At 71.1% G+C, this 22,780-nt stretch carries 21 protein-coding genes and 1 pseudogene; 10 read left to right on the top strand and 12 right to left on the bottom strand.

All coding sequences use genetic code 11. The features are described from left to right. The first annotated feature begins 93 nt into the window (after positions 1 to 93). The 6 genes and pseudogenes from IEY89_RS12960 to IEY89_RS12940 all read left to right on the top strand — a co-directional run bounded on the left by IEY89_RS12960 (position 94) and on the right by IEY89_RS12940 (position 4,843). Positions 94 to 768 (top strand): amino acid ABC transporter permease, encoded by a 675-nt coding sequence (locus IEY89_RS12960; RefSeq protein WP_189147518.1) that lies wholly within the window; start codon positions 94 to 96, stop codon positions 766 to 768. After that, positions 765 to 1,649 carry an amino acid ABC transporter permease gene (locus IEY89_RS12955; protein ID WP_189147517.1) on the top strand — a complete coding sequence of 295 codons (885 nt, stop codon included), beginning with the start codon at positions 765 to 767 and terminating at the stop codon, positions 1,647 to 1,649. The genes IEY89_RS12960 and IEY89_RS12955 overlap by 4 nt, the downstream gene beginning before the upstream one ends. A gap of 255 nt (positions 1,650 to 1,904) precedes the next feature. After that, positions 1,905 to 3,626 (top strand): FAD-dependent monooxygenase, encoded by a 1,722-nt coding sequence (locus tag IEY89_RS12950; RefSeq protein ID WP_189147516.1) that lies wholly within the window; start codon positions 1,905 to 1,907, stop codon positions 3,624 to 3,626. Positions 3,627 to 3,769: 143 nt separating this feature from the next. Then, the gene (locus IEY89_RS41900; protein ID WP_309506048.1) at positions 3,770 to 3,817 is read left to right on the top strand and encodes a hypothetical protein; all 48 of its coding nucleotides are present in this window, start codon (positions 3,770 to 3,772) and stop codon (positions 3,815 to 3,817) included. Positions 3,818 to 3,894: 77 nt separating this feature from the next. Then, the gene (locus IEY89_RS12945) at positions 3,895 to 4,446 is read left to right on the top strand and encodes a cupin domain-containing protein (protein ID WP_189147515.1); all 552 of its coding nucleotides are present in this window, start codon (positions 3,895 to 3,897) and stop codon (positions 4,444 to 4,446) included. After that, positions 4,437 to 4,843 (top strand): annotated as a pseudogene (locus tag IEY89_RS12940) (rhodanese-like domain-containing protein). The gene IEY89_RS12945 and the pseudogene IEY89_RS12940 overlap by 10 nt, the downstream one beginning before the upstream one ends. Positions 4,844 to 4,981: 138 nt before the next feature. On the opposite strand, the gene recX reads toward IEY89_RS12940, so the two are convergent. The 4 genes from recX to IEY89_RS12920 form a co-directional block, all read right to left on the bottom strand. Next, a complete protein-coding gene (recX, locus tag IEY89_RS12935; protein ID WP_189147514.1) occupies positions 4,982 to 5,905 on the bottom strand; it encodes a recombination regulator RecX in 924 nt (307 codons plus the stop codon). Positions 5,906 to 5,908: 3 nt separating this feature from the next. After that, positions 5,909 to 7,042: a recombinase RecA gene (recA, locus tag IEY89_RS12930; RefSeq protein ID WP_189147513.1), complete on the bottom strand. Its 1,134-nt coding sequence runs from the start codon at positions 7,040 to 7,042 to the stop codon at positions 5,909 to 5,911. Between the two features lie 379 nt (positions 7,043 to 7,421). After that, on the bottom strand, positions 7,422 to 8,717 hold the full coding sequence (locus tag IEY89_RS12925) for an AI-2E family transporter (RefSeq protein WP_189147512.1): 1,296 nt from the start codon (positions 8,715 to 8,717) through the stop codon (positions 7,422 to 7,424). A gap of 82 nt (positions 8,718 to 8,799) precedes the next feature. Next, positions 8,800 to 8,994: a DUF3046 domain-containing protein gene (locus IEY89_RS12920; protein WP_189147511.1), complete on the bottom strand. Its 195-nt coding sequence runs from the start codon at positions 8,992 to 8,994 to the stop codon at positions 8,800 to 8,802. Positions 8,995 to 9,074: 80 nt separating this feature from the next. Between IEY89_RS12920 and IEY89_RS12915 the strand changes: the two genes are divergently transcribed. After that, positions 9,075 to 10,019: a hypothetical protein gene (locus IEY89_RS12915; RefSeq protein ID WP_189147510.1), complete on the top strand. Its 945-nt coding sequence runs from the start codon at positions 9,075 to 9,077 to the stop codon at positions 10,017 to 10,019. A gap of 26 nt (positions 10,020 to 10,045) precedes the next feature. Here the strand turns inward: IEY89_RS12915 and IEY89_RS12910 are convergent, their stop codons facing one another. From IEY89_RS12910 to IEY89_RS12900, 3 genes are read right to left on the bottom strand one after another with little or no spacing between them, the layout of a single operon-like run. Then, the gene (locus IEY89_RS12910; protein ID WP_189147509.1) at positions 10,046 to 10,354 is read right to left on the bottom strand and encodes an AzlD domain-containing protein; all 309 of its coding nucleotides are present in this window, start codon (positions 10,352 to 10,354) and stop codon (positions 10,046 to 10,048) included. After that, a complete protein-coding gene (locus IEY89_RS12905) occupies positions 10,351 to 11,073 on the bottom strand; it encodes an AzlC family ABC transporter permease (protein WP_229695216.1) in 723 nt (240 codons plus the stop codon). Before IEY89_RS12905 ends, IEY89_RS12910 begins: the two co-directional genes overlap by 4 nt. Next, complete coding sequence (locus IEY89_RS12900) at positions 10,974 to 11,963, bottom strand: AraC family transcriptional regulator (protein ID WP_229695198.1); 990 nt, start codon at positions 11,961 to 11,963, stop codon at positions 10,974 to 10,976. Before IEY89_RS12900 ends, IEY89_RS12905 begins: the two co-directional genes overlap by 100 nt. Before the next feature lie 196 nt (positions 11,964 to 12,159). Here IEY89_RS12900 and IEY89_RS12895 point away from each other — a divergent pair, with 196 nt between their 5' ends. The 3 genes from IEY89_RS12895 to IEY89_RS12885 all read left to right on the top strand — a co-directional run bounded on the left by IEY89_RS12895 (position 12,160) and on the right by IEY89_RS12885 (position 18,759). Beyond that, complete coding sequence (locus IEY89_RS12895) at positions 12,160 to 17,001, top strand: ATP-dependent helicase (RefSeq protein ID WP_189147507.1); 4,842 nt, start codon at positions 12,160 to 12,162, stop codon at positions 16,999 to 17,001. Between the two features lie 55 nt (positions 17,002 to 17,056). Further along, a complete protein-coding gene (locus tag IEY89_RS12890; protein WP_189147506.1) occupies positions 17,057 to 17,896 on the top strand; it encodes an Fpg/Nei family DNA glycosylase in 840 nt (279 codons plus the stop codon). Positions 17,897 to 17,994: 98 nt separating this feature from the next. Beyond that, a complete protein-coding gene (locus IEY89_RS12885) occupies positions 17,995 to 18,759 on the top strand; it encodes an SDR family NAD(P)-dependent oxidoreductase (protein ID WP_189147505.1) in 765 nt (254 codons plus the stop codon). On the opposite strand, the gene IEY89_RS40600 is transcribed toward IEY89_RS12885, so the two are convergent. The 5 genes from IEY89_RS40600 to rimO form a co-directional block, all read right to left on the bottom strand. Then, positions 18,707 to 19,003: a hypothetical protein gene (locus IEY89_RS40600; RefSeq protein ID WP_229695197.1), complete on the bottom strand. Its 297-nt coding sequence runs from the start codon at positions 19,001 to 19,003 to the stop codon at positions 18,707 to 18,709. The two genes, IEY89_RS12885 and IEY89_RS40600, sit on opposite strands and share 53 nt — an antisense overlap. Before the next feature lie 293 nt (positions 19,004 to 19,296). Beyond that, positions 19,297 to 19,671, bottom strand: a complete 375-nt coding sequence (locus tag IEY89_RS12880; protein WP_164318274.1) for a helix-turn-helix domain-containing protein — start codon at positions 19,669 to 19,671, stop codon at positions 19,297 to 19,299. A 109-nt stretch (positions 19,672 to 19,780) separates the two neighbouring features. Continuing rightward, positions 19,781 to 20,326 (bottom strand): CinA family protein, encoded by a 546-nt coding sequence (locus IEY89_RS12875; RefSeq protein ID WP_189147504.1) that lies wholly within the window; start codon positions 20,324 to 20,326, stop codon positions 19,781 to 19,783. After that, on the bottom strand, positions 20,323 to 21,153 hold the full coding sequence (pgsA, locus tag IEY89_RS12870; protein WP_189147503.1) for a CDP-diacylglycerol--glycerol-3-phosphate 3-phosphatidyltransferase: 831 nt from the start codon (positions 21,151 to 21,153) through the stop codon (positions 20,323 to 20,325). The genes IEY89_RS12875 and pgsA overlap by 4 nt, the downstream gene beginning before the upstream one ends. After that, the gene (rimO, locus tag IEY89_RS12865; RefSeq protein WP_189147502.1) at positions 21,150 to 22,715 is read right to left on the bottom strand and encodes a 30S ribosomal protein S12 methylthiotransferase RimO; all 1,566 of its coding nucleotides are present in this window, start codon (positions 22,713 to 22,715) and stop codon (positions 21,150 to 21,152) included. Before rimO ends, pgsA begins: the two co-directional genes overlap by 4 nt. Positions 22,716 to 22,780 lie beyond the last annotated feature (65 nt).

Below are 22,780 nucleotides of genomic sequence, written 5' to 3'. Positions count from 1 at the left end.
GGGTTCACTGGTGTGCCGTCGCCGAATCGCGATCAAGGCGGCGGCACACCGCGCTGTCCACGTACGCCACCCACCCCGGAAGCGCGGGAGATCGTGTTCGACTTTCTTTCAGACTATGACGACCCGAGCATCTGGGGCGCCTTCTGGATGACGGTGAAGCTCACCGCCCTCTCCGGCGTCGGCTCCCTTGTCTGGGGCACCCTCCTGGCCGCGATGCGGGTCAGCCCGGTACCGCTCATGCGTGGGTTCGGCACGGCCTACGTCAACATCGTCCGGAACATCCCCCTGACCGTCATCATCGTCTTCACCTCGCTCGGCCTCGCCGACATCTTCGGCATGACGATGGGAGCGTCCGACTTCGATGTCAGGGGCTTCCGCCTGGCGATCCTCGGTCTCGTCGCCTACACCGCGGCGTTCGTCTGCGAGGCGATCCGCTCCGGCATCAACACGGTGCCGCTCGGACAGGCCGAGGCGGCCCGTGCCATCGGGCTGAGCTTCAGCCAGACTCTGGGGCTGGTCGTGCTGCCGCAGGCCTTCCGTTCCGTGATCGGCCCGCTGGCCAACGTACTGATCGCCCTGACCAAGAACACGACCGTGGCAGCCGCGATCGGCGTGGCCGAGGCCGCCCTCCTGATGAAGGAAATGATCGAGAACGAGGCTCAGACGCTGCTCATCGGCGCCGTCTTCGCATTCGGGTTCGTGGTCCTGACCCTCCCCACCGGCCTCGTCCTCGGCTGGCTGAGCAAGCGACTGGCGGTGAAGCGATGAGTTCCGTTCTCTACGACACTCCGGGGCCCCGCGCCAAGCGGCGCAACGTGCTCCTCTCGGTGGTCTTCTTCGTCCTGTTCGCCCTGCTCCTGTGGTGGATCTGGCAGACCATGGACGACAAGGGCCAGCTGAGGTGGGCCCTGTGGGAGCCGTTCACCGAGTCCCAGGCCTGGACGACCTATCTGCTGCCGGGCCTCGGCAACACGCTGAAGGCCGCGGCACTGGCCATGGTGATCGCCCTTCCGCTGGGCGCGCTCTTCGGCATCTCCCGCCTCTCCGACCACCGGTGGGTCCGGGGTCCGGCAGGCGCGGTGGTCGAGCTCTTCCGGGCGATCCCGGTCCTGCTGCTGATGCTGTTCGCCAACGAGTTCTACGACCGCTACACGAACGTCAGCAGCGAACAGCGGCCTCTCTACGCCGTCGTCACAGGCCTGGTGCTCTACAACGCGTCCGTCCTCGCCGAGATCGTACGGGCCGGCATCCTCTCCCTGCCGAAGGGGCAGTCGGAGGCCGCGATGGCGATCGGGCTGCGCAAGGGACAGACGATGACCAACGTCCTGTTGCCGCAGGCCGTCACCGCGATGCTGCCGGCCATCGTCAGCCAGCTCGTGGTCATCGTGAAGGACACCGCGCTGGGCGGCGTGATGATCGGGTTCACCGAGCTGCTCAACACGCGCGGCACACTCGCGGCCAACTACGCCAACGTCGTTCAGAGCTTCGTCGTGGTGGCGATCATCTTCATCGTGCTCAACTTCCTCATCACCAGCTTCGCGAGCTGGCTGGAGGGCAGGCTGCGCCGAGGCAAGAAGTCGACCGGTGTGGTGCTCGGACCGGCGACGGTGGAGGGCACTGCGGCAACCGGCGCGGGCGGCACCATCTGACGGACGCTCAACTCGTATGACCTGCCCGGAGGCAGTGGCGCGTTCGCCACTGCCTCCGCCGTTCGCCGTCGGCACCGGGTGCACATGCCGTACCAGGGGAAACGTCGAGTGTGTCGGGTCGGGCGGCTGCGGTGCGTCCAGCTTGACCGGGTGGCGCGGAGTCTGTTGCATACGTTTTGTGATCGTGCACCCTGCTCCAACTTCCTGTTCACTTGTGTCGATGAAGACGTCGCTCTGGGCAGGGGGCGCCGCGCCATGGACCCGGTGATCATCGTCGGAGCTGGGCCGGTCGGGCTCACGCTGGCGCTTGCGCTGGCGCGCCAGGAGGTCCCTTCGGTCGTCCTCGACGAGGGGCCGGGCAAGGACGACCAGCGCCCCGCGCGCACGGTCGTGCTGCGCGAGGACACTGCCGCGCTGCTGGAGCGGCTGACCGGTGTGCCTGTCGCCGAGGCCGGTTTCCACTGGGCCGGATGGCGGTCGATGCGGCGCAAGCAGGTGATGCGTCAGATTTCTTTCGGCACCGGGGAATCGGACGGGCCGACCGATGCGCCCGTGGGCTTCGAGTCGCAACCCGTGCCCGTCACGGAGTCCGACGTCCCCCTGCACATCGCCCAGCACGTACTGACCGGCGCCCTGCGGTCCGCCATCGCGCACGAGCGACTCGTCGAGGTCGCCGTCAACAGCCGCCTCGACTCCGTCGAGCAGGAGCCGTCCGGAGTCACGGCACACACCCGCGGCCCGGGCGGCACCTGGTGGCGCGGCAGCTACCTGGTCGGCTGCGACGGCCCGCGCTCCACCGTGCGCAAACTCCAGGACATCCGCTTCCCCGGACGTACGGCCGTGGAACGACACGCCGTGGCCGCGCTGCGTACGGAACTTCCGTGGCCCGGTGAGGCGTTGTTGCACCGGATGCCGCCTTGGCGGACGTCCGGACCCTCGGCCGGGGAGATCACCGCCCGCCCGCTCCCCGACGGTGTGTGGCGTCTGGACTGGCTGCTGCCGCCCGGCAAGGACCTGGTGACGCCCGAGCTCCTCGTGACCCGTGTCCGGGAGACCCTCGCGGGCTGGAGCGGCGGCCCCACTCCGCCGTACGACCTGCTCGACACGGGCGTGCACATCGTCCACCACCGGCTCGCCCGACGCTGGCGGGCCGGCCGGGTCTTCCTCGCCGGGGACGCCGCGCACCTGCTCGGCACGCTCGGCACCCAGGGGCTGGACGAGGGACTGCGGGACGCCGACAACCTCGCCTGGAAGCTGGCCCTGGCCTGGCACCACGGCCCGCACGAGGCGCTGCTGGACAGCTACCAGACCGAGCGCCGCGCGGCCGTCTCCACCCGGCTGCGCGCCGCCGACCAGGCACTGCCGCTGCTGCGCGGGGGTGCGGGGCTGCGGTCGTACGTTCCCGGGTCGGCCCGCGGACACGACTCGCTGCTCACGGACGGGCACTTGGGGCGCGGAATCCTGGGCGAGCCGGGGACGTACGGCAGTTCGCCGCTGGCACCCCAGCACATCGAGGCGGAGATCTCGGTGGACACCCCGCCCGGCGCACAGGTGACGGACGTACGGGTCACCGCCGAGGACGGTTCCTTCGTGCGGCTGCGGGAGCGGCTGGGCCGTGGTGCGCTGCTGGTGATGCTGGTCGCGCCGGGCACGGGTGTGTGGGAGCGCAAGCACTGGGTGGGCGCCGGGATCATGCCCCGGCTGGCGGCGGCGGTGGCCGCGCTGCCGCGCCCCGCCGAGTTGCTGGTCACCGAGAGCTATCCGGGCGCCGCTGCCCACACCGTGCTCCTGATCCGCCCGGACGGGCACCTGGTCACCGCGCTGAGCGGGGTACGACCCGCCGACCTGTACGCGGCGGCCGAGGCGACGCTGGGCGGACCTCCGCAGGACAGGACGAACGACCAGGCCGAAGGGACGGACAAGGCCGACAGGCCGAGCGCGACAGCGAACGCGGAAGCCGCGGCGGGCACCCGCTGACACCTGCGCTGTCGTCGGCGCCTTCTGCCCTCGTCGGCGTGCGTCCACATGGTGACAACGAGTTGACCGGTCAGCACCGTCATGCTGTACTCCGGAACGTGACCGACGCCGACACCGATGTACGCCTGTGGCGGAGGGTCCATATGGACCTCGTCCGCTATGCGGGCTGCGTGTGTCGTCCGTCCTGCTGAATTCGCATCCCTTTTCCCGCGCGCCCCTCTTCCACACTGTCGCGCGCTCCCCGCGAACGTTCACCAGGACGGTACCCGTGTCCGTGTCACCCTCCGTACCCGCAGCCGCAGCTGCCCCGTTCTCCCGCACTCCCAAGACCCCGACGCAGGCGGACCTGCTCGACTTCGTACGGCGTACGGCCGCCGACGCCGAGCTGATCGCCTCCCTGCCGCTCGACCCCGAGGGCCGCACCTGGGTGCGCCTCGAAGGCCCTGGCGGCAGCGAGGCCTGGCTGATCGGCTGGCCGCCCGGCACCGGCACCGGCTGGCACGACCACGCCGACTCGGTCGGTGCCTTCCTCACCGCGGCCGGCGAGCTCAAGGAGAACTCGCTCGCCGCCCGGCTGCCCACCGACGGCTGGAAGACCCTGGAACTCACCGAGGGCGTCGACCGGGAGCGACGACTGTCGGCCGGCCAGGGGCGGGGCTTCGGCCGCCACCATGTGCACGAGGTGCTCAACGAGTCCCGCGACCAGCACGCGATCTCGGTCCACGCCTACTATCCGCCGCTGCCCCAGATCCGTCGCTACAGCCGTACGGGACAGGTGCTGCGCCTGGAGCACGTCGAGCGCCCGCAGGACTGGCAGTGAGCGAACAGCCTGTCGGTATCGACGAGTTGCTGGGCCGCGTGCGCGAGACCTACGCGCGCGTGGAGCCACACGAGACGTACGAGGCCGCACAGGCCGGCGAGGCGCTGCTGGTGGACATCCGGTACGCGGCCCTGCGTGAGCGCGACGGCCTGATCCCGGCGCGCTCGTGGTCGAGCGCAACGAACTGGAGTGGCGCCTGGATCCCCGGGGCAGCCATCGTGCGCCTCAGGCGACCGGCCACGATCTGCGGATCGTGGTGATCTGCAACGAGGGATACGCGTCGAGCCTCGCGGCCGTGTCCCTGCACCGGTTGGGGCTGCACCGGGCGACCGACCTCGTCGGAGGGTTTCAGGCGTGGCGGGCGGCGGGGCTTCCTGTGACGGAGCAGGCGCACTGACACCCGTCGCCGTACCGTCCGCCCGGCCCTGAACGCGGTCGGCGCCCCCGCGCGTCCACCGTGTTCAGGACCAAGTACACAGACCTCCCGAGTGAACGACTGCCTCTCGGGACGGCTGAACCTCCGGCACTACCGGGCTCAGAACTCCTCGTCCGCAAGGAACTCGGTGTCCTCGCCCTCCTCCTCCAGTGCCTGCCGAACGACTCTCAGGGCCATGCCCTGGGGGTAGCCCTTGCGGGCCAGCATGCCCGCGAGCCGCCGCAGCCGCTTGTCGCGGTCGAGACCGCGCGTCGCACGCAGTTTGCGGGCGACGAGTTCACGCGCGGTCGTCTCCTCCTGCTCGGAGTCGAGCTGTCCGACCGCCTCGTCGATGAGCGTCGCGTCCACGCCCTTGGTACGCAGTTCCTGCACGAGAGCCCGCCGGGCCAGTCCCCGGCCGTGGTGGCGGGACTCGACCCAGGCGTCCGCGAACGCGCTGTCGTTGATCAGTCCGACCTCCTCGAACCGCGACAGCACCTCCTCGGCCGCCTCGTCCGGGATCTCCCGCTTGCGCAGGGCGTCCGCGAGCTGTTTCCGCGTACGCGGGGTCCCGGTGAGCAGGCGCAGACAGATCGCCCGCGCCCGCTCGACCGGGTCCGCCGGCTGCTCCGCCTGCTCGGCCCTCGACGAGGAGACGGAACCTCCGTCCTGTGGGTTGCCGCCCTGCTCGCCGAAGCCCCGCTGCCGACGACGACCACGCCCACCACGCGAGCCCTCACCGCGTGAGCCGCCTTCGTCGTACGGGCCGCTCTCGCCGCTCAGGGCACCGCCGCCACGGCGCCGCCTTCCTCCCGGAGAGCCGTCGCCGCGACGGCGCCCGTCCCCGGGCAGACCCTCGCCCCGCTGCGATCCGACGTCTCCGTCGCCCTCGTACACCCCGTCGCCTTCACGGGCCCCGCGGCCACCCCCGTATGGCCCGGCGTCCCCGTAGGCACTGTCACCGCCCCCGGCAAAGCCCCCGCCGCCCCGGTCCTCCGAGGCACCGGGGTGGGCGTACTCGGCCCAGTCGGTTCGTCGTGTCACGGGCTAGCTCTTGACCGCCGTGGCCGTGGTCTTGGCCTTGGCGGTCTTGGCCGCCGACGCGGGAGCGGGAACCGCCTTCGCGGCCCCGTCCGGGACGACCGTGGCGGCGTCCGCACCGGGCTCGGTGGCGGGCTTCTCCGGCCTGACACCGACCCCCAGCTTCTCGAGGATCTTCTTCTCGATCTCGTTGGCGAGGTCGGGGTTGTCCTTCAGGAAGTTGCGCGCGTTCTCCTTGCCCTGGCCGAGCTGGTCGCCCTCGTACGTGTACCAGGCGCCGGCCTTGCGGACGAAGCCGTGCTCCACGCCCATGTCGATCAGACCGCCCTCGCGGCTGATGCCGTGCCCGTAGAGGATGTCGAACTCGGCCTGCTTGAAGGGCGGCGCGACCTTGTTCTTGACCACCTTGACGCGGGTGCGGTTGCCGACCGCGTCGGTGCCGTCCTTCAGCGTCTCGATGCGACGGATGTCGAGCCGCACCGAGGCATAGAACTTGAGCGCCCGGCCGCCGGTCGTGGTCTCCGGCGAGCCGAACATCACGCCGATCTTCTCGCGGAGCTGGTTGATGAAGATCGCGGTGGTCCCGGACTGGCTCAGCGCACCGGTGATCTTGCGGAGCGCCTGGCTCATCAGACGAGCCTGCAGACCCACGTGCGAGTCACCCATCTCGCCCTCGATCTCCGCACGCGGGACGAGTGCGGCGACGGAGTCGATGACGATGAGGTCGAGGGCACCGGAGCGGACCAGCATGTCCACGATCTCCAGGGCCTGCTCGCCGTTGTCCGGCTGCGACAGGATCAGGTTGTCGATGTCGACGCCGAGCTTCTTCGCGTACTCGGGGTCGAGGGCGTGCTCCGCGTCCACGAAGGCGACCTGGCCTCCGGCCTTCTGCGCGTTCGCCACCGCGTGCAGGGTCAGGGTCGTCTTACCGGAGGACTCCGGGCCGTACACCTCCACCACTCGGCCGCGCGGCAGCCCGCCGACGCCGAGGGCGACGTCGAGTGCGGTCGACCCGGTGGGGATGACCTCGATGGGTTCATTCGGCCGCTCGCCCAGGCGCATCACCGCGCCCTTGCCGAACTGCCGTTCAATCTGTGCGAGTGCGGCGTCCAGCGCCTTCTCGCGGTCGGTTCCTGCCATGGGTTCCACCCGGTTTGCTTGAGTCGATCGCTTCACGTCAAAGACGCTAACGCCTGCCACTGACAATGCGCCCCGACGCCCGTCCGGCCTGTGGATAACTCGGGCACATCTCCATGAAAACCCTGACGAAATACTCGTCGAGAGCCTCGCCGGAACCTCAATCAGAATGGATGTTCGATTTTCGTGTCAAGCGCGACACTCGGCACCTCCGAGACTGGGTTCGCCAATGCGCTAACGGCCCGGATGTCGGGTTCGACACCCCAGGAGGGCATGACACCGGGCGTCCACGACCGGACAGGACGATGCCGAGCACTCCTGTCACACCGACGGTCCGGACGTCTACGCGGCGTCCATCAGGGCGCCACGCCCCGGGCGCCGCTCACGCGGGCGTGGAGCCTTCCCCCGACCTCGGCCCCGACCCGGATTCCGATTCGGGCGTCTCCGCGGAGTGCGCCGAGTCCTCGGTGCCGGCAACCCGGCGCCCCTCCAGCAGATTCCGCAGCCGCGTGAGGATGCTCGTGCCCCGGCTGCGGTGCCCCTGGACACGAGGGTCGTCCGTGACGTCGTACCGCTTCACGTACGCCCCCAGGAACGCCTGGAGTGTGGCGACCGCGGGGATGGCGATGAGCGCGCCGACCGCGCCGAGCAGCGCGGTGCCCGCGACGACCGAACCGAAGGCGACGGCAGGGTGGATGTCGACGGTCTTCGCGGTCAGCTTGGGCTGCAGCACGTAGTTCTCGAACTGCTGGTAGAGCACGACGAAGACCAGCACCCACAGCGCGTACCAGGGATCGACGGTGAAAGCGATCAGCATCGGCAGGGCGCCCGCGAGATAGGTGCCGATGGTCGGGAGGAACTGCGAGACCAGCCCCACCCAGACGGCGAGCACGGGCGCGTACGGCACGCTCAGGAACTCCAGCAGGACGTAGTGGGCGACCCCGGAGACGAGTGCCATCAGACCGCGCGAGTACAGATAGCCGCCGGTCTTGTCGACGGCGATCTCCCACGCGCGCAGCACCTCGGCCTGCCGGGCGGGCGGCAGCACGGAGCACAGCGCGCGGCGCAGTCTCGGTCCGTCGGCGGCGAAGTAGAACGTGAACAGCGTGATCGTCAGCAGCTGGAAGAGCCCGCCCAGCACCTGGCCGGAGACGTCCAGGACACCGGTGGCACTGTTCTGTACGTAACTGCGCAGCCAGTCGGAGCGGAGCAGTCCCTCCTGGACGTCCACCCGCTTCAGCTCGGTGTTGAAGTGTGCGTTGATCCAGTTGATGACGGAGTCGAGATAGGCCGGGAAGTCCTCGACGATCTTGATGATCTGGCCCGCGAGCATGGAGCCGAGCAGGGTGACGAACCCGGCGATCGCGACGAGCAGGCCGATGAAGACCAGGAAGGTGGCCAGTCCCCGGCGCATACCGCGCGAGGACATGCGGCTCACCGCGGGTTCGATCGCGAGCGCGGCGAAGAACGCGATGAGGATGTTGATCAACAGGCCGGTGAGCTCGTGGAAGGCCCAGCTGCCCAACTGGAACAGGCCAATGAGGGTGAGTGCCAGAATCATGGCGCGTGGCAGCCAGCGGGGCATGCGCGCGTCCTGCCCGGCCGGGGGCGCGGGCGGCGTCGTGCCGAACGGGGATGCCTGCTGTCCGAGCTGTCCGGTCTCGTCTGTGGATGCCACGGTGCAAGTCTCGCCCACGCCACCGCCGATCAGTCGCCGCCCTGCGATCTACGCGACCGACCGGCGTCGTTTCCGTGTGATTTCACCGGTTCTCCGACGGAACGTTCATCGCCGCGCACACCACACGCCACACGTCCTTCGCCTCCCAGCCGGCGTCCAGGGCCTCGTGCACGGTCCGTCCGCCGAGCTCCGTCATCACGTGATCGCGCGCAAAGGTGTCGGCGTACCCCGAACCGAAGTGTTCCGCCATCCGCTGCCAGAAGACCGTCAACCGCATGACTTCAGTATCCCGCCCCTGAGGGTGGGCCGACGCCGGGACCGCTCGCCGGGACCGCTCCGCGCCCTACGGTCTGACGCATGGCCGAAACAGGAGCAGCCCCACTCCCCCCGACGCCCCCCGCGCGTTCCCCGCTCTTCCGCGCCGAGCACTTCGTGTGGCTCACCGCGCGGGTGCTGGAGCAGCGTCGCTTCGCGTACCACTTCCTGAACGGAGGCGCCGACGCGGTCGAGACCGCGCTGGACGCCTACCGCAACGAGGACGGCGGATACGGCCACGCGCTGGAACCCGATCTGCGCGGCCCCGTCAGCCAGCCCCTGCACACCGGGTACGCGCTGCGGGTCCTGGACGCCATCGGGCGCTGCGGCGGGCAGCGGGTGGAGCGGGTGTGCCGCTATCTGACGTCGGTCTCGGCACCGGACGGCGCGCTGCCGGCGATCCACCCCAGCCAGCGCGGCTATCCGGCGGCGCCGTTCCTGTCGATCGTCGCCGACCCGCCGAGTGAACTCCTCGCCACGGGCCCGGTGGTGGGTCTTCTGCACCGCAACGAGGTGTGGCACGCCTGGCTGTTCCGGGCCACGGACTTCTGCTGGCAGGCGGTCGACTCCCTGGAGAAGTCCCATCCGTACGAGGTGGAGGCCGCCGTGGCCTTCCTGGACTCGGTCCCGGACCGCTCGCGCGCGCAGGCGGCGGCCGACCGGCTGGGCCGCCTGGTACGCGAACACCGGCTCGTGGCACTCGACCCGGAGCACCTCGACGCCTCCCCGGTGGCGCCCGGCTACGCCCCTGGCGAGCACCACTTCCCGTACGACTACGCGAGGACACCGGGGTCACTCGCGCGCGCGTGGTTCACGGACGAGGAGATGACACGTTCCCTCGACTTCCTCGCGGGTGAACAGCGCGAGGACGGCGGCTGGCCCGTCCGCTGGCGCGCGTGGGCCCCGGGCACCGCCCTGGAGGCACGCCCCATGGTGACGGTCGAGGCACTGCGCACCCTGAAGGCGTACGGCCGCCCCGTCGGCTGACGCCAGGAGCGCGGACGCGGCCGGCGTCAGCCGGTCATCGCCCGGACTCCCGCCGTCACCGCCACGGCCGCCGCGACGACGACCAGGAAGGGAGCACGCAGCACCAGCGCCACAGCGGCTGCGGCAAGCCCTGCGGCCTTCGCGTCCAGGACGAGCACCCGCCCGTCTGCGAAGGCCTGCTGGGCCGTGAGAGCGGCGAGGAGGGCGACGGGCAGCAGGGCGGCCAGCCTCCTGACGAGGGGACGTTCCAGGACACCGGCGGGCACGAGGAGCCCGACGAGCTTGACGACGTAACAGCCCAGGGCGGTCACACCGATCGCGATCCAGACGTTCAACGGTCCGCCCCCTTCCCGTCGCTCTTGCCGTTCCTCGCCCCACGACGGCCCTGTGCACAGAGAACGGCGGGCGCCGCGAGCGCGGCCACCAGAACCGGCACACCGGCCGGCAGGACGGGCAGCAGGCCGAGCCCCAGCACCACGGCGAGGCCCGCGACAGCGCGCTCGACACCGGATGTCAGCATCGGCGCGAGCAGCGCCAGGAAGACGGCGGGCCCGGCAGCGTCCAGACCCCAGGCGTCGGTGTCCCCGATGGCCTCGGCCCCCAGCCCACCGAGCAGCGTGGTGAGGTTCCACAGCACGTACAGGGTGAGTCCGGTGATGGCGAACCCGATCCGGGCGCTGCGGCGCGTGGGCTGCGCGAGGGCGACCACCGTGGTCTCATCGATGACCCATTGGGCAGCGAACGGACGCACCGCGCGCGGGAGTGCCAGCAACTGCGACAGACGCAGCCCGTAGAAGGCGTTGCGCACCCCGAGGAAGAAGGCGCCCGCTGCCGCGGTGAGCGGGTTGCCGCCGGCCGCGAGCGCGCCCACGAGTGCGAACTGGGAGGCCCCGGTGAACACCAGAAGGCTGAGCGCGCAGGTCTGCGGAAGCGTGAGTCCACTGCCGGCCGACGTCACTCCGAAGGCGAAGCCGGACAGTCCGACGGCGATCCCGACTCCGAGGGCGTCTCGTACGACGGCGGCGTCCGGCCTGCCGCCGTCGTCGGCACGTATGTCTGTGCGAGCTGTCTGTTCTGCCACCCGTCGGACGGTAGGAGCAGGCGCCCCGTCGGGTCTTGTACGTTCTTGCGCTCGCGCTGGTACGCCCCTGGGGGCACGCCAACAATCCGGGTGAAGTGCCGGTTGAGGTGAGGCTGATCGGTGAAGCCGACGGCGACGGCCGCGTCGGCGGGGGCGGTACCCGCGTCCAGCAGCCGCCGCGCCCGACGCACGCGCGCGTCCGTCAGCCAGGCGTGCGGTGGCAACCCGTACGTGTCACGGAACGCCCGCAGGAGCGCGAAAGGGCTGGTGCCCAGGTCCTTGGCGAGTTTCTCCAGAGTCGGCGGCCCGGCCATGGTCTCCTCCAGCACAGCACGCGCGCGTGCCGCGATCCGCCCGCCCGCCGTGGGCACCACCCGTTCCCGAAGGGCACCGCCATTGAGCCGGAGCAGTCGGGTCACCACCACCCGCAACAGTGTGTCGGCCGCCAACGCGTTGCCCTGCTCGGCCGCACGCAGCACCTCGTGTACGAGAGCGACCGAGTACGGATCGTCGACCACGGGAGCGACGAAGCCCGGGGTCCCCCGAATCACCGTGGTCTCCGCGGCGATCTCGGCCACCACCTCGGGCGCAGGATAAACAGCCCCGTACCGCCACCCCTCGGGGACCCCCGCACGACCCGTGTGTGGCGTATCGGGATTGACCAGCGCGAGCGCCCCCGGCCCCGCGTACTGGTCGGCCCCCTGATGACGGAAGACCTCCACCCCTTCGGCAATGGCGGCGATGACGAAGTTCTCGTGCGTGTGCCGAACAAAAGTCTTATGGACGTACCGCGCACGCAGAAGATCGACACCGGGCAACTCCGCGTACTGCCAGTGCCGAGCCCGCTCGACCGAACCCGCCATACCCCCATTCTCCGGGAAGGAGCCTCACCCCGCCGAGGCGCACCCCCGGGGGGCGACCCCGACCCACCACGCAACCGCAGGCACGGCCACCGGCCGGATAGCCCGCGCACAACCGTGCCACATCACCACCGCCCCACCGTCGGAGGCAAACTCGCAGGTCAGGGCAATTGTCAGTGCCGAGGTGCAGGATGGACGCATGGTCAGCTCCGCACACCGAGCCCTCGACGGCTTCTCCCCCGCGACCCGCGGCTGGTTCACGGGGGCCTTCTCCGCGCCCACCGCGGCCCAGGCCGGCGCGTGGGCGGCCATCGGCGAGGGCTCGGACGTGCTGGTGGTCGCCCCGACCGGCTCCGGCAAGACCCTGGCCGCGTTCCTCGCCGCGCTCGACCAGCTCACCTCGACACCTCCGCCGGCCGACCCCCACAAGCGCTGCCGTGTGCTCTACGTGTCGCCGCTCAAGGCCCTCGCGGTCGACGTGGAACGCAACCTGCGCAGCCCCCTCACCGGCATCCGCCAGGAATCCGTACGCCTGGGCCTGCCCGAGCCCGAGGTCAAGGTGGGCATCCGCTCCGGCGACACCCCGCCCGCCGAGCGCCGCGCCCTGGCCACCCGCCCGCCGGACATCCTGATCACCACCCCCGAGTCGCTGTTCCTGATGCTCACGTCGGCCACGCGCGACGCACTGACAGGCGTGGAGACGGTGATCCTGGACGAGGTGCACGCCGTCGCGGGCACCAAACGCGGCGCGCATCTGGCGCTCTCCCTGGAGCGGCTGGACGAGCTGCTGCCGAGGCCCGCCCGGCGCATCGGCCTCTCCGCGACCGTCCGCCCGGTCGACGAGATCGCGCGTTACCTCTCCCCCCAGCGCAAGGTGGAGATCGTCCAGCCCACGTCCGACAAGGAGTTCGACCTCTCGGTCGTCGTCCCGGTGGAGGACCTGGGCGAACTGGGCGGCTCCCCGGTCGCCGACGCGAACGAGGGCGCCGAACGGCCGTCCATCTGGCCGCACGTCGAGGAGCGGATCGCCGATCTCGTCCAGGCCCACCGGTCGACGATCGTGTTCGCCAACTCCCGGCGCCTCGCGGAACGTCTGTGCAACCGGCTCAACGAGATCGCGTACGAGCGGGCCACCGGCGAGCCCCTCGCGGAACACCACGCTCCCGCCGAGCTGATGGGCGGCTCGGGTGCTGCCCAGGGCGCGCCTGTGGTCATCGCCAGGGCCCACCACGGATCGGTCTCCAAGGAGCAGCGCGCACTCGTCGAGGAGGACCTCAAGGCGGGCCGGCTGCCCGCCGTGGTGGCCACCTCCAGCCTCGAACTGGGCATCGACATGGGCGCCGTGGACCTGGTCGTCCAGGTCGAGTCGCCCCCGTCCGTGGCCTCCGGGCTGCAGCGCGTCGGCCGCGCCGGGCACCAGGTGGGCGCGGTCTCCACAGGCGTCGTCTTCCCCAAGTACCGGGGAGACCTCGTCCAGGCGGCCGTGGTCACCGAGCGCATGCGCACCGGTTCCATCGAGTCCCTGCGGGTCCCCGCCAACCCTCTGGACGTCCTCGCCCAGCAGCTCGTCGCGATGGTGGCGCTGGACACCTGGCAGGTCGACGACCTGCTGGCCACGGTCCGCCGCGCGGCACCCTTCGCCTCCCTCCCGGAGTCGGCGTTCACAGCGGTCCTGGACATGCTCGCGGGCCGCTATCCGTCCGACGCGTTCGCGGAGTTGCGCCCGCGCGTGGTGTGGGACCGTGTCGCCGGCACCGTGACCGGCCGCCCTGGCGCACAGCGACTCGCCGTCACCTCCGGGGGCACGATTCCCGACCGCGGGCTCTTCGGGGTCTTCCTCGCCGGCGCCGACCCCAAGAAGGGCGGCGGCCGGGTCGGCGAACTGGACGAGGAGATGGTGTACGAGTCCCGCGTGGGGGACGTCTTCACGCTCGGCACGAGTTCCTGGCGCATCGAGGACATCACCCGCGACCGTGTCCTGGTGTCCCCTGCTCCCGGGGTGCCCGGCCGCCTCCCCTTCTGGAAGGGCGACCAGCTGGGCCGTCCCCTCGAACTGGGCCGCGCGGTGGGCGCGTTCCTGCGCGAGGTCGGTTCACTGTCCGAGGAGGACGCCCGTCTCCGGCTCCTCGCCGCCGGCCTCGACACCTGGGCCGCCGGCAACGTCATCTCCTACCTGGCCGAACAGCGCGAGGCCTGCGGCCACATCCCGGACGACCGGACCATCGTCGTGGAGCAGTTCCGCGACGAACTCGGCGACTGGCGGGTCGTCGTCCACTCCCCCTTCGGCGCCCAGGTCCACGCCCCGTGGGCGCTCGCGCTCGGTGCCCGTCTCTCCGAGCGGTACGGCATGGACGCCCAGGTCATGCACGCCGACGACGGCATCGTGCTGCGCCTCCCGGACGCCGATCTGATGAGCCTGGACCTGCTCGACCAGGAGCCGGTGAGGACCGGCATGGAGTACGACACCGAGAAGGCTCCCGTTGGCGCCGCGGACGTCGCCTTCGACAAGGGCGAGGTCAACCAGATCGTCACCGACCAGGTGGGCGGTTCCGCCCTGTTCGCGGCCCGCTTCCGCGAGTGCGCCGCGCGCGCCCTGCTGCTCCCGCGCCGCAGCCCCGGCAAGCGCACCCCGTTGTGGCAGCAGCGCCAGCGGGCCTCCCAACTGCTCCAGGTGGCAAGCGAGTTCGGTTCGTTCCCCATCGTTCTCGAAGCGGTCCGCGAATGCCTCCAGGACGTCTTCGACGTGCCCGGGCTCGTGGAGTTGATGGGCGACATCGAGTCCCGCAAGGTGCGCCTGGTCGAGGTCACCACCCCCGAGCCCTCCCCCTTCGCCCGCTCCCTCCTCTTCGGGTACGTCGCCCAGTTCCTGTACGAGGGCGACTCGCCGCTGGCCGAGCGTCGCGCCGCCGCGCTGTCGCTGGACTCGCGGCTGCTGGCCGAGTTGCTGGGCCAGGCGGAGCTGCGCGAACTGCTCGACGCCGAGGTACTGACCGAACTGGAGCGGGAACTCCAGTGGCTCACCGAGGACCGACGCGCGAAGGACGCCGAAAGCGTCGCGGACCTGCTGCGCCTGCTCGGCCCGCTCACCGACGCCGAGCTGAGCGCGCGCGGCGCCGATCCGCAGTGGGCCCAGCAGCTGGCCGGCACCCGCCGCGCGATCCGGGTCCGCATCGGCGGCGCCGACCACTGGGCGGCGATCGAGGACGCGGGCCGTCTGCGTGACGCGCTCGGCACGGCGTTGCCGGTCGGCGTCCCGGAAGCCTTCACCGAGCCGGTCAAGGACCCGCTCGGCGACCTCCTTGCCCGCCACGCCCGCACCCACGGCCCGTTCACCTCGGCCGCGGCGGCAGCCCGTTTCGGCCTGGGCGTGGCGGTCACCGAGGGCGCGCTTCAGCGCCTTGCGGCGAACGGCCGCGTCGTACAAGGGGAGTTCCACCCGGCCGGTATCGGCCAGGAATGGTGCGACGCGACGGTCCTGCGTCGCCTCCGGCGCCGCTCCCTGGCCGCCCTGCGGCACGAACTGGAGCCGGTGCTGCCCGCGGCGCTCGCCCAGTTCCTGCCGCAGTGGCAGCACGTCGGCAAGGGCCACGGGCTGCGTGGCGTCGACGGACTGGTGCGCGCCGTCGAGCAGTTGCAGGGCGCCTCCGTGCCGGCGTCGGCCCTGGAGAAGCTGGTCCTGCCGTCCCGGGTGACGAACTACGCCCCCGCGCTGCTCGACGAGCTCACGGCAGCCGGGGAGATCGTCTGGGCCGGGGCGGGCGCCCTCCCCGGGAAGGACGGCTGGGTGTCCCTGTACCTGGCGGACGCGGCCCCGCTGCTCCTGCCGCCGCCCCACCCCCTGGAACCCACCGCACTCCACCAGTCCGTCCTGGACACCCTCACCGGGGGCTACGGGCTCTTCTTCCGCCAGATCGCCGACCAGGTCCGCGCCGCCACGCACCCGGACGCCACGGATCCCCAGCTGGCCGACACCGTCTGGGACCTGGCCTGGTCGGGCCGGCTCACGAACGACACGCTCGCCCCGATGCGCTCCCTCCTCGGTTCGGGCCGAACAGCGGGCTCGACGGCACACCGGGCGAAGCGCGCCGTCCCGCGCGGCAGGTACGGCTCGCTGACGGCCGCCGCACGCCCCGCCTCGCGCAGCGGCCCGCCGACCGTGGCCGGCCGCTGGTCCCTGCTCCCCGGACATGAGCCCGACCCCACCGTCCGCGCCCACGCACTGGCCCGCACCCTGCTCGACCGCCACGGGGTGGTGACCCGGGGAGCCGTTTCCGCGGAGGGTGTCGAGGGCGGCTTCTCAGCCGTGTACCGCGTCCTCTCCGCCTTCGAGGACAGCGGCCAGGCCCGTCGCGGTTACGTGGTGGAGGGTCTCGGCGCCGCCCAGTTCGCCATGGACGGCGCGGTGGACCGCCTCCGGGCAACAGCGAACGCCCGAGACCGCGGCGACTCCCGGCCCGCCCCGGCCTTCGACACCGGCACGGCCGCAGCACACGGCACCGCTTCCCCCGCCGACCACGGCTTCGCAGAGGACTTCGACCTCGGCCTCGGCTCCAGCTCCGGATCCCTCCACGCCCCCGCCGCACAGAACAGACCCGCCTCCACCCACGGTTTCGCCGGAAACACCCTGTCCCGGATTCCCCCGTCCGGAGCCACCCGTGCCGTCGTCCTCGCCGCCGCCGATCCGGCGAACGCGTACGGTGCCGCGCTCCCCTGGCCCGAGCCCCCGACCGGCGCGGGCCACAAACCGGGGCGTAAGGCCGGCTCGCTGGTGGTACTGGTCGACGGAGAGCTGACGCTCTACATGGAGCGCGGCGGCAAGACACTGCTGGCCTGGCCCTCCGAACCGGACGGCCGTCCCACCGAGGACCCCCGTCTGCGCGCTGCGGCCGAGGCCCTGGCCGCAGCGGCAAGCGCGGGTTCCCTCGGTACAGTCACGGTGGAGCGAGTCAACGGCGCCTCCGCCCTGACCTCCCCCTTCGGCATCCTCCTCGAAGGAGCGGGCTTCATCGCGACCCCCCGCGGCCTGCGCCTCCGCGCCTGACCACCTGCTCACCTGCAAAAGGCCTCGTACCGCCCCGACATGTCACCCTGGACCCATGCCCGAAGGTGACACGGTCTGGCAGGCCGCGAAGCGACTGCACGAGGCACTCGCCGGCAAGGTGCTGACCCGCTGCGACCTCCGTGTACCCAGGTACGCCACGGCCGACCTCACCGGCCGCACCGTCCTGGAGGTCACCCCGCGCGGCAAGCACCTCCTCACCCGTGTCGAGGGCGGCCTGACCCTGCACTCGCATCTGCGAATGGACGGCTCCTGGAAGGTGTACGGGAACGGCCAACGCTGGAGCGGCGGCCCGTCCCACCAGATCCGGGCGATCCTCGGCACCACGGACCGCACCGCCGTCGGCTACCGCCTCCCCGTACTCGAACTCCTGCGCACCACCGACGAACACCGGGCCGTCGGCCATCTCGGCCCCGACCTCCTGGGCCCGGACTGGGACCCCGACCAGGCTCTCGCCAACCTCCTCGCGGACCCCGCCCGCCCTCTGGGAGAAGCTCTGCTCGACCAGCGCAACCTCGCCGGCATCGGCAACGTCTACAAGAGCGAGCTGTGCTTCCTCCTGGGCGCCACCCCTTGGCTCCCCGTCGGCGAGCTGCCCGCCGACCGCATCGCGAAGCTGCCCGCGCTCGCGAAGAAACTCCTCGAAGTCAACCGGGACCGCCCGGTCCGCAGTACGACGGGCCGCCGCGGCCAGGACCTCTTCGTGTACGGCCGCGCCCCCCGCCCCTGTCTCCGCTGCCGGACCCCGGTCCGCATCGCCAACCAGGGCGACGGCTCCCGCGAACGCCCCACCTACTGGTGCCCGGCCTGCCAACTGGGCCCGGCCCCCACGCCCGGCGCCACCAGAGCACGGCGGAAGCCCCTCCCGTCCCCCTGAGACCGCACCCACCCCTGCGACGGAACCTCCCACGCCCCGCAGACCGAATCCCGCGCGACCAATTGACGACCCGTCAGAAATCCTCGTACCGTCCCCACATGCCCGTACAGGCGTACGACCTCACCGGACGCACCGCATTCGTCACCGGGGCCGCCAGCGGCATCGGACGCGCATCCGCCGTACTGCTCGCCGAGGCGGGCGCCCTGGTGCACTGCGCCGACCGGGACGCGCAGGGACTGCATGAGACGGCGACGCTGATCAAGGGCATGGGCGGCACCGCCCGTACCCACCACCTGGACGTCACCGACCGGGCCCAGGTCCGGCAGGCCGTGGCCGCGTGCGAGCGGCTGGACGTCATGGCGGCGGTCGCCGGGATCATGCACAGCAGTCCCGTGCTGGAAACCCGCGACGAGGATCTCGACCGGGTCCTGGGCGTCAACTTCAAGGGCGTGCTGTACGCCTGCCAGGAGGCGGCCCGCATGATGATCTCCCGGAACACCAGGGGCAGCATCATCACCATGGCCTCGGGCGCCGTCGACACCGGCAACCCCGGCCTGCTCTGCTACGGCGTGGCGAAAGCAGCCGTCGTCCAGCTGACGAAGACGCTGGCCGCAGAGATCGGCCGCCACGGCATCCGCGTCAACGCGGTCGCGCCGGGCTGGATCCGTACGCCGATGACCGACCGCCACGACGACGAGGCGCAGGCGCGCACCGAGGCGCAGATGGCCCGGATGACCCCACTGGGCCGGGTCGGCGAACCGGAGGAGGTCGCCCACGCGGTGCTGCACCTCGCGTCCGACGCGTCGGCGTTCACGACGGGCCAGATCCTCCGCCCGAACGGCGGCGTAGCGATGCCCTGGTAGACCCGGGACCGCCACCGACACCCGCACCGGCGCGCCCCCGCACCGTTTCCGCAACCCGCACGCCCCGCGCCGCCCGCGCCTTCGGCACACAGTGCACCGGCAGCAGACTCAGCCCCCAGCCCCCAGCGGCGACCGCCCCCTCCAGCACCCCCGCGCCGGGCGCCAGAGCGAGTCGCAGTACGGCCCACCACCACACGACACCGAGGCCCAGCAGGGCCCCCCAGCGAGCTGTCCGCACCGCCATGGCCCACCTCCAGCCCCACGCTAGAACGCCACGCCCACCCGCACCCAGGGCGCATCACCGGCACAGAGGCGCACCGCGTGCCCAGAGGCGTCCGCCCGGGAAACCCGCACGCACCCGCCTCACCCCCACCATGACCGCCCCTCGACCCACCGGCAAACGCACCCCTGTACGGCTACGGGACCCTCGACCGTGCGCCAGAGCGTGCGCACAACGCAGAAGCCCCGACCGCACTCCTCCGGGTCTCCCCGGAGAAGCCCCGGCCGGGGCTCTCGCACACCTACTACTCGTGCACCTCAGGCGGCGACGACATCCACCGCCTCGGCGGGCGCCTTGATGGTCACCCGTTCCGGTGGCACACCGGCCACCGATACGGACCCCAGCCTGGGACGCACCGGCGTGGGTACAGGTTCGTTGGCCGCAGCAGACTGGGCCAGCTCGGCGAGAGCGAGGTCGTCGCTCACTTCCCGCATGAGCTCGGACATCCGTACGTCCAGCGCGTCGCAGATCGCGGACAGCAGTTCGGAGGATGCCTCCTTCTGCCCCCGCTCCACCTCGGAGAGATAGCCGAGTGAGACTCGGGCGGACGAGGAGACTTCGCGCAGAGTACGGCCCTGGCGCTGGCGCTGCCGACGCAGCACGTCACCCAACAGGCGACGGAGCAGAATCATCGGTGGCTCCCTCCTCGGACCGTGTAGCCGCATCCTTCACGCCCCACCGTACCGCCTTGCGCCGCGGCCGTGCGGGGAGCGATGTCGTGTTCACTCAGGGCTGCAAACATCAGGTCCCCCCGTTCTGTTCCGTATCCTGTGCCCGGTCGTTTCCTGCCCGTTCGCCCGCGATCTCCTCCAGGAGGAGTGCGAGTACGCTCCGTACACTCTCCATACGAATTTCCGCCCGGGAGCCGTTCAACCGCAGCGACGCCACTTTTCCGCCACCTTCGAAACCGGAATCCGCTGCGCGAGGGCCGTCCACGGCCACGAAAACCGTGCCGACAGGCTGCCCGTCCTGCGGTTCCGGGCCGGCGACACCGGTCGTCGCGATACCCCAGTCGGCGCCGAGAATCCTGCGGGCTCCGGCCGCCATCTGGGCCGCGACCTGCGGATCCACCGCCCCTCGGGTGGCCAGCAGAACGGCGTCGACGCCCAGCACCTGGTGCTTCAGTTCGGTCGCGTACGCCGTCACCGCGCCCCGGAACGCCTGAGAGGCCCCGGGCACCGAAGTGATCTCCGCCGCGACCAGACCACCCGTGAGGGACTCCGCGACAGCGAGCGTCTCACCCCTCACTGTCAGTAGTCTCACCACGTCGGCGGCCATGGAACTCACCGCTCCGCCTCCATGGACGCGGCCTCGCGGTCGGCGATTCCCTGCTTGCGCAGCACAATGGCCTGTCTTACATAGTCGAGCCCGGTCACCACGGTCAGCACCACCGCCGCGGCCATCACCCAGAACCTCAGCGTCGCCAGCGGCCCCGTCAGCGCCAGCACGTACATCCCGACGGCCACGCCCTGCGTGAGCGTCTTGACCTTGCCGCCGCGGCTCGCGGGGATCACGCCGTAACGGATCACGACGAAGCGCAGCAGCGTGATCCCGAGCTCACGCCCGAGGACCACACCGGTCACCCACCAGGGCAGATCACCGAGCGCGGAGAGACAGATCAGAGCCGAACCCATGATCGCCTTGTCGGCGATGGGATCGGCGATCTTCCCGAAGTCGGTGACGAGGTCGTACGTACGCGCGAGATGGCCGTCGAAGATGTCGGTGATCATGGCGACGGCGAAGGCCGCCCAGGCGAGCGAGCGCCACGCCGGGTCGTACCCGCCGTCGGCCAGCATCAGGGCCACGAAGCCCGGCACAAGCAACAGGCGGATCATCGTAAGAATGTTCGCGATGTTCCAGAGGCTGGCCTGGTTGACGGCCGCGGCCCCCAACTTCCCGCCTCGCACCCCCTTCCCAGCCTCCTGATCACCGGAAACCAGGGGGTCGACGGGGGACCCGGCCACCCCGGAGCCCACAGCGGAGTCGATGGCCCCAGGAGCGACCGAGGGGACGACTGCCCCGGTGGCACCCGGCACACCCACCGCACCCGGCACGCTCTTGGCGTTCCGCGCGCCGGCGGAGCTGCCCGCCGCGGATGCCGGGACTCCGGTCATCTGGCCGCCTCCTCTGAATGCGCACAAGCGAGCGAGCCAACCGAGCCCGGAAGCAGCTCGGCCAGCAGGTCGACACCTTCCGTGCCGACCACTTTCGCCTCGACCATACGACCGACACTCAGCTCTTCGCCGCTCGTGAGACCCGCGAAGTCCTCGAAGTTGGTGAACAGCACCTGCCCGTCGGTCTCCGGCGCCTGGTGCGCGCCACGGCCGTACGCGCCCTCCTCGCCGCCGACCGACTCGACCAGCACCTGCAGCGTCTCGCCGACACGCTCCTCCGCGCGCTGCGAGACCAGCTCCTCGGCCAGCCGCGCCACCCGGGCGAGCCGGGCCCCGACGACGTCCTCGTCGAGCTTGGTCTCGTACGTCGCCGCTTCCGTGCCGTCCTCGTCGGAGTACCCGAAGACACCGATGGCGTCCAGACGCGCGTTGTTCAGGAAACGCTCCAGCTCCGCCAGGTCGGCCTCGGTCTCACCGGGGAAGCCCACGATGAAGTTGGACCGCACGCCGGCCTGCGGCGCCTTGCTCCGGATGGTGTCGAGCAGCTCCAGGAAGCGGTCCGTGTCACCGAAACGCCGCATCGCGCGCAGCACGTCGGGCGCGGAGTGCTGGAAGGAGAGGTCGAAGTAGGGGGCGACCTTGGGGGTCGAGGTCAGTACGTCGATGAGCCCGGGGCGCATCTCGGCGGGCTGGAGATAGCTCACGCGGACCCGCTCGATGCCGTCGACGTCCGCGAGCTCGGGCAGCAGAGACTCCAGCAGCCGGATGTCGCCCAGGTCCTTGCCGTACGAGGTGTTGTTCTCGGAGACGAGCATGACCTCCTTGACGCCCTGCTCGGCGAGCCACCTGGTCTCGTTCAGTACGTCGCTCGGGCGGCGCGAGATGAACGAACCGCGGAAGGACGGGATGGCGCAGAAGGTGCAGCGCCGGTCGCAGCCGGAGGCGAGCTTCACCGAGGCGACGGGCGTGCCGTCGAGCCGCCGGCGCAGAGGCGCACGGGGGCCGGAGACCGGCGCGACGCCTGCGGGAAGATCGGCGGGAGCCTCGACCGGTTCCACCGGCCCGGCGACAGGGTCGGTGTCCGTGGCGGTACCGTGCCCCGGAAGAGCGACCCCCGCACCCGCGCCCTGCCGCTCCGCCGGGCTGATCGGCAGCAGCTTGCGCCGGTCGCGCGGAGTGTGCGAGGCGTGGATACCGCCGTTCAGGATGGTCCGGAGACGGTCGGAGATGTCGGCGTAGTCGTCGAAGCCGAGCACGCCGTCCGCCTCGGGCAGCGCCTCGGCGAGTTCCTTGCCGTACCGCTCGGCCATACAGCCCACCGCCACGACGGCCTGGGTTCTGCCGTGCCCCTTGAGGTCGTTGGCCTCAAGGAGTGCGTCGACGGAGTCCTTCTTGGCGGCCTCCACGAAGCCACAGGTGTTGACGACGGCGACGTCCGCGTCCTCGGCGTCCTCCACGAGTTGCCAGCCGTCCGCCTCCAAGCGGCCTGCGAGCTCCTCCGAGTCCACCTCGTTACGGGCGCAGCCAAGGGTGACAAGTGCGACGGTACGGCGTTCAGGCATGGGCTCAAGACTACTTCGTCCCACTGACACCCCACGTCGACGGGGCTGGGGGGCGTCTGATGGGC

This window comes from Streptomyces lacrimifluminis, assembly GCF_014646095.1.
In the GTDB taxonomy this organism is placed as follows: Bacteria; Actinomycetota; Actinomycetes; order Streptomycetales; family Streptomycetaceae; genus Streptomyces; species Streptomyces lacrimifluminis.
Note: the sequence above shows the minus strand (reverse complement) of the source record. Positions and strands in the feature narration are given on the sequence as shown.

What these genes read in the sequence shown, in the direction of transcription:
- IEY89_RS12955 (WP_189147517.1), top strand. Translation starts at nt 765, where the DNA reads ATGAGTTCCGTTCTCTACGACACTCCGGGGCCCCGCGCCAAGCGGCGC.
- pgsA (WP_189147503.1), bottom strand. Translation starts at nt 21,153, where the DNA reads ATGACCGGAGTCCCGGCATCCGCGGCGGGCAGCTCCGCCGGCGCGCGG.
- IEY89_RS12950 (WP_189147516.1), top strand. Translation starts at nt 1,905, where the DNA reads ATGGACCCGGTGATCATCGTCGGAGCTGGGCCGGTCGGGCTCACGCTG.
- IEY89_RS12890 (WP_189147506.1), top strand. Translation starts at nt 17,057, where the DNA reads ATGCCCGAAGGTGACACGGTCTGGCAGGCCGCGAAGCGACTGCACGAG.
- IEY89_RS12880 (WP_164318274.1), bottom strand. Translation starts at nt 19,671, where the DNA reads ATGATTCTGCTCCGTCGCCTGTTGGGTGACGTGCTGCGTCGGCAGCGC.
- IEY89_RS12900 (WP_229695198.1), bottom strand. Translation starts at nt 11,963, where the DNA reads ATGGCGGGTTCGGTCGAGCGGGCTCGGCACTGGCAGTACGCGGAGTTG.
- rimO (WP_189147502.1), bottom strand. Translation starts at nt 22,715, where the DNA reads ATGCCTGAACGCCGTACCGTCGCACTTGTCACCCTTGGCTGCGCCCGT.
- IEY89_RS12895 (WP_189147507.1), top strand. Translation starts at nt 12,160, where the DNA reads ATGGTCAGCTCCGCACACCGAGCCCTCGACGGCTTCTCCCCCGCGACC.
- IEY89_RS12915 (WP_189147510.1), top strand. Translation starts at nt 9,075, where the DNA reads ATGGCCGAAACAGGAGCAGCCCCACTCCCCCCGACGCCCCCCGCGCGT.
- IEY89_RS12885 (WP_189147505.1), top strand. Translation starts at nt 17,995, where the DNA reads ATGCCCGTACAGGCGTACGACCTCACCGGACGCACCGCATTCGTCACC.
- IEY89_RS40600 (WP_229695197.1), bottom strand. Translation starts at nt 19,003, where the DNA reads ATGGCGGTGCGGACAGCTCGCTGGGGGGCCCTGCTGGGCCTCGGTGTC.
- IEY89_RS12920 (WP_189147511.1), bottom strand. Translation starts at nt 8,994, where the DNA reads ATGCGGTTGACGGTCTTCTGGCAGCGGATGGCGGAACACTTCGGTTCG.
- recA (WP_189147513.1), bottom strand. Translation starts at nt 7,042, where the DNA reads ATGGCAGGAACCGACCGCGAGAAGGCGCTGGACGCCGCACTCGCACAG.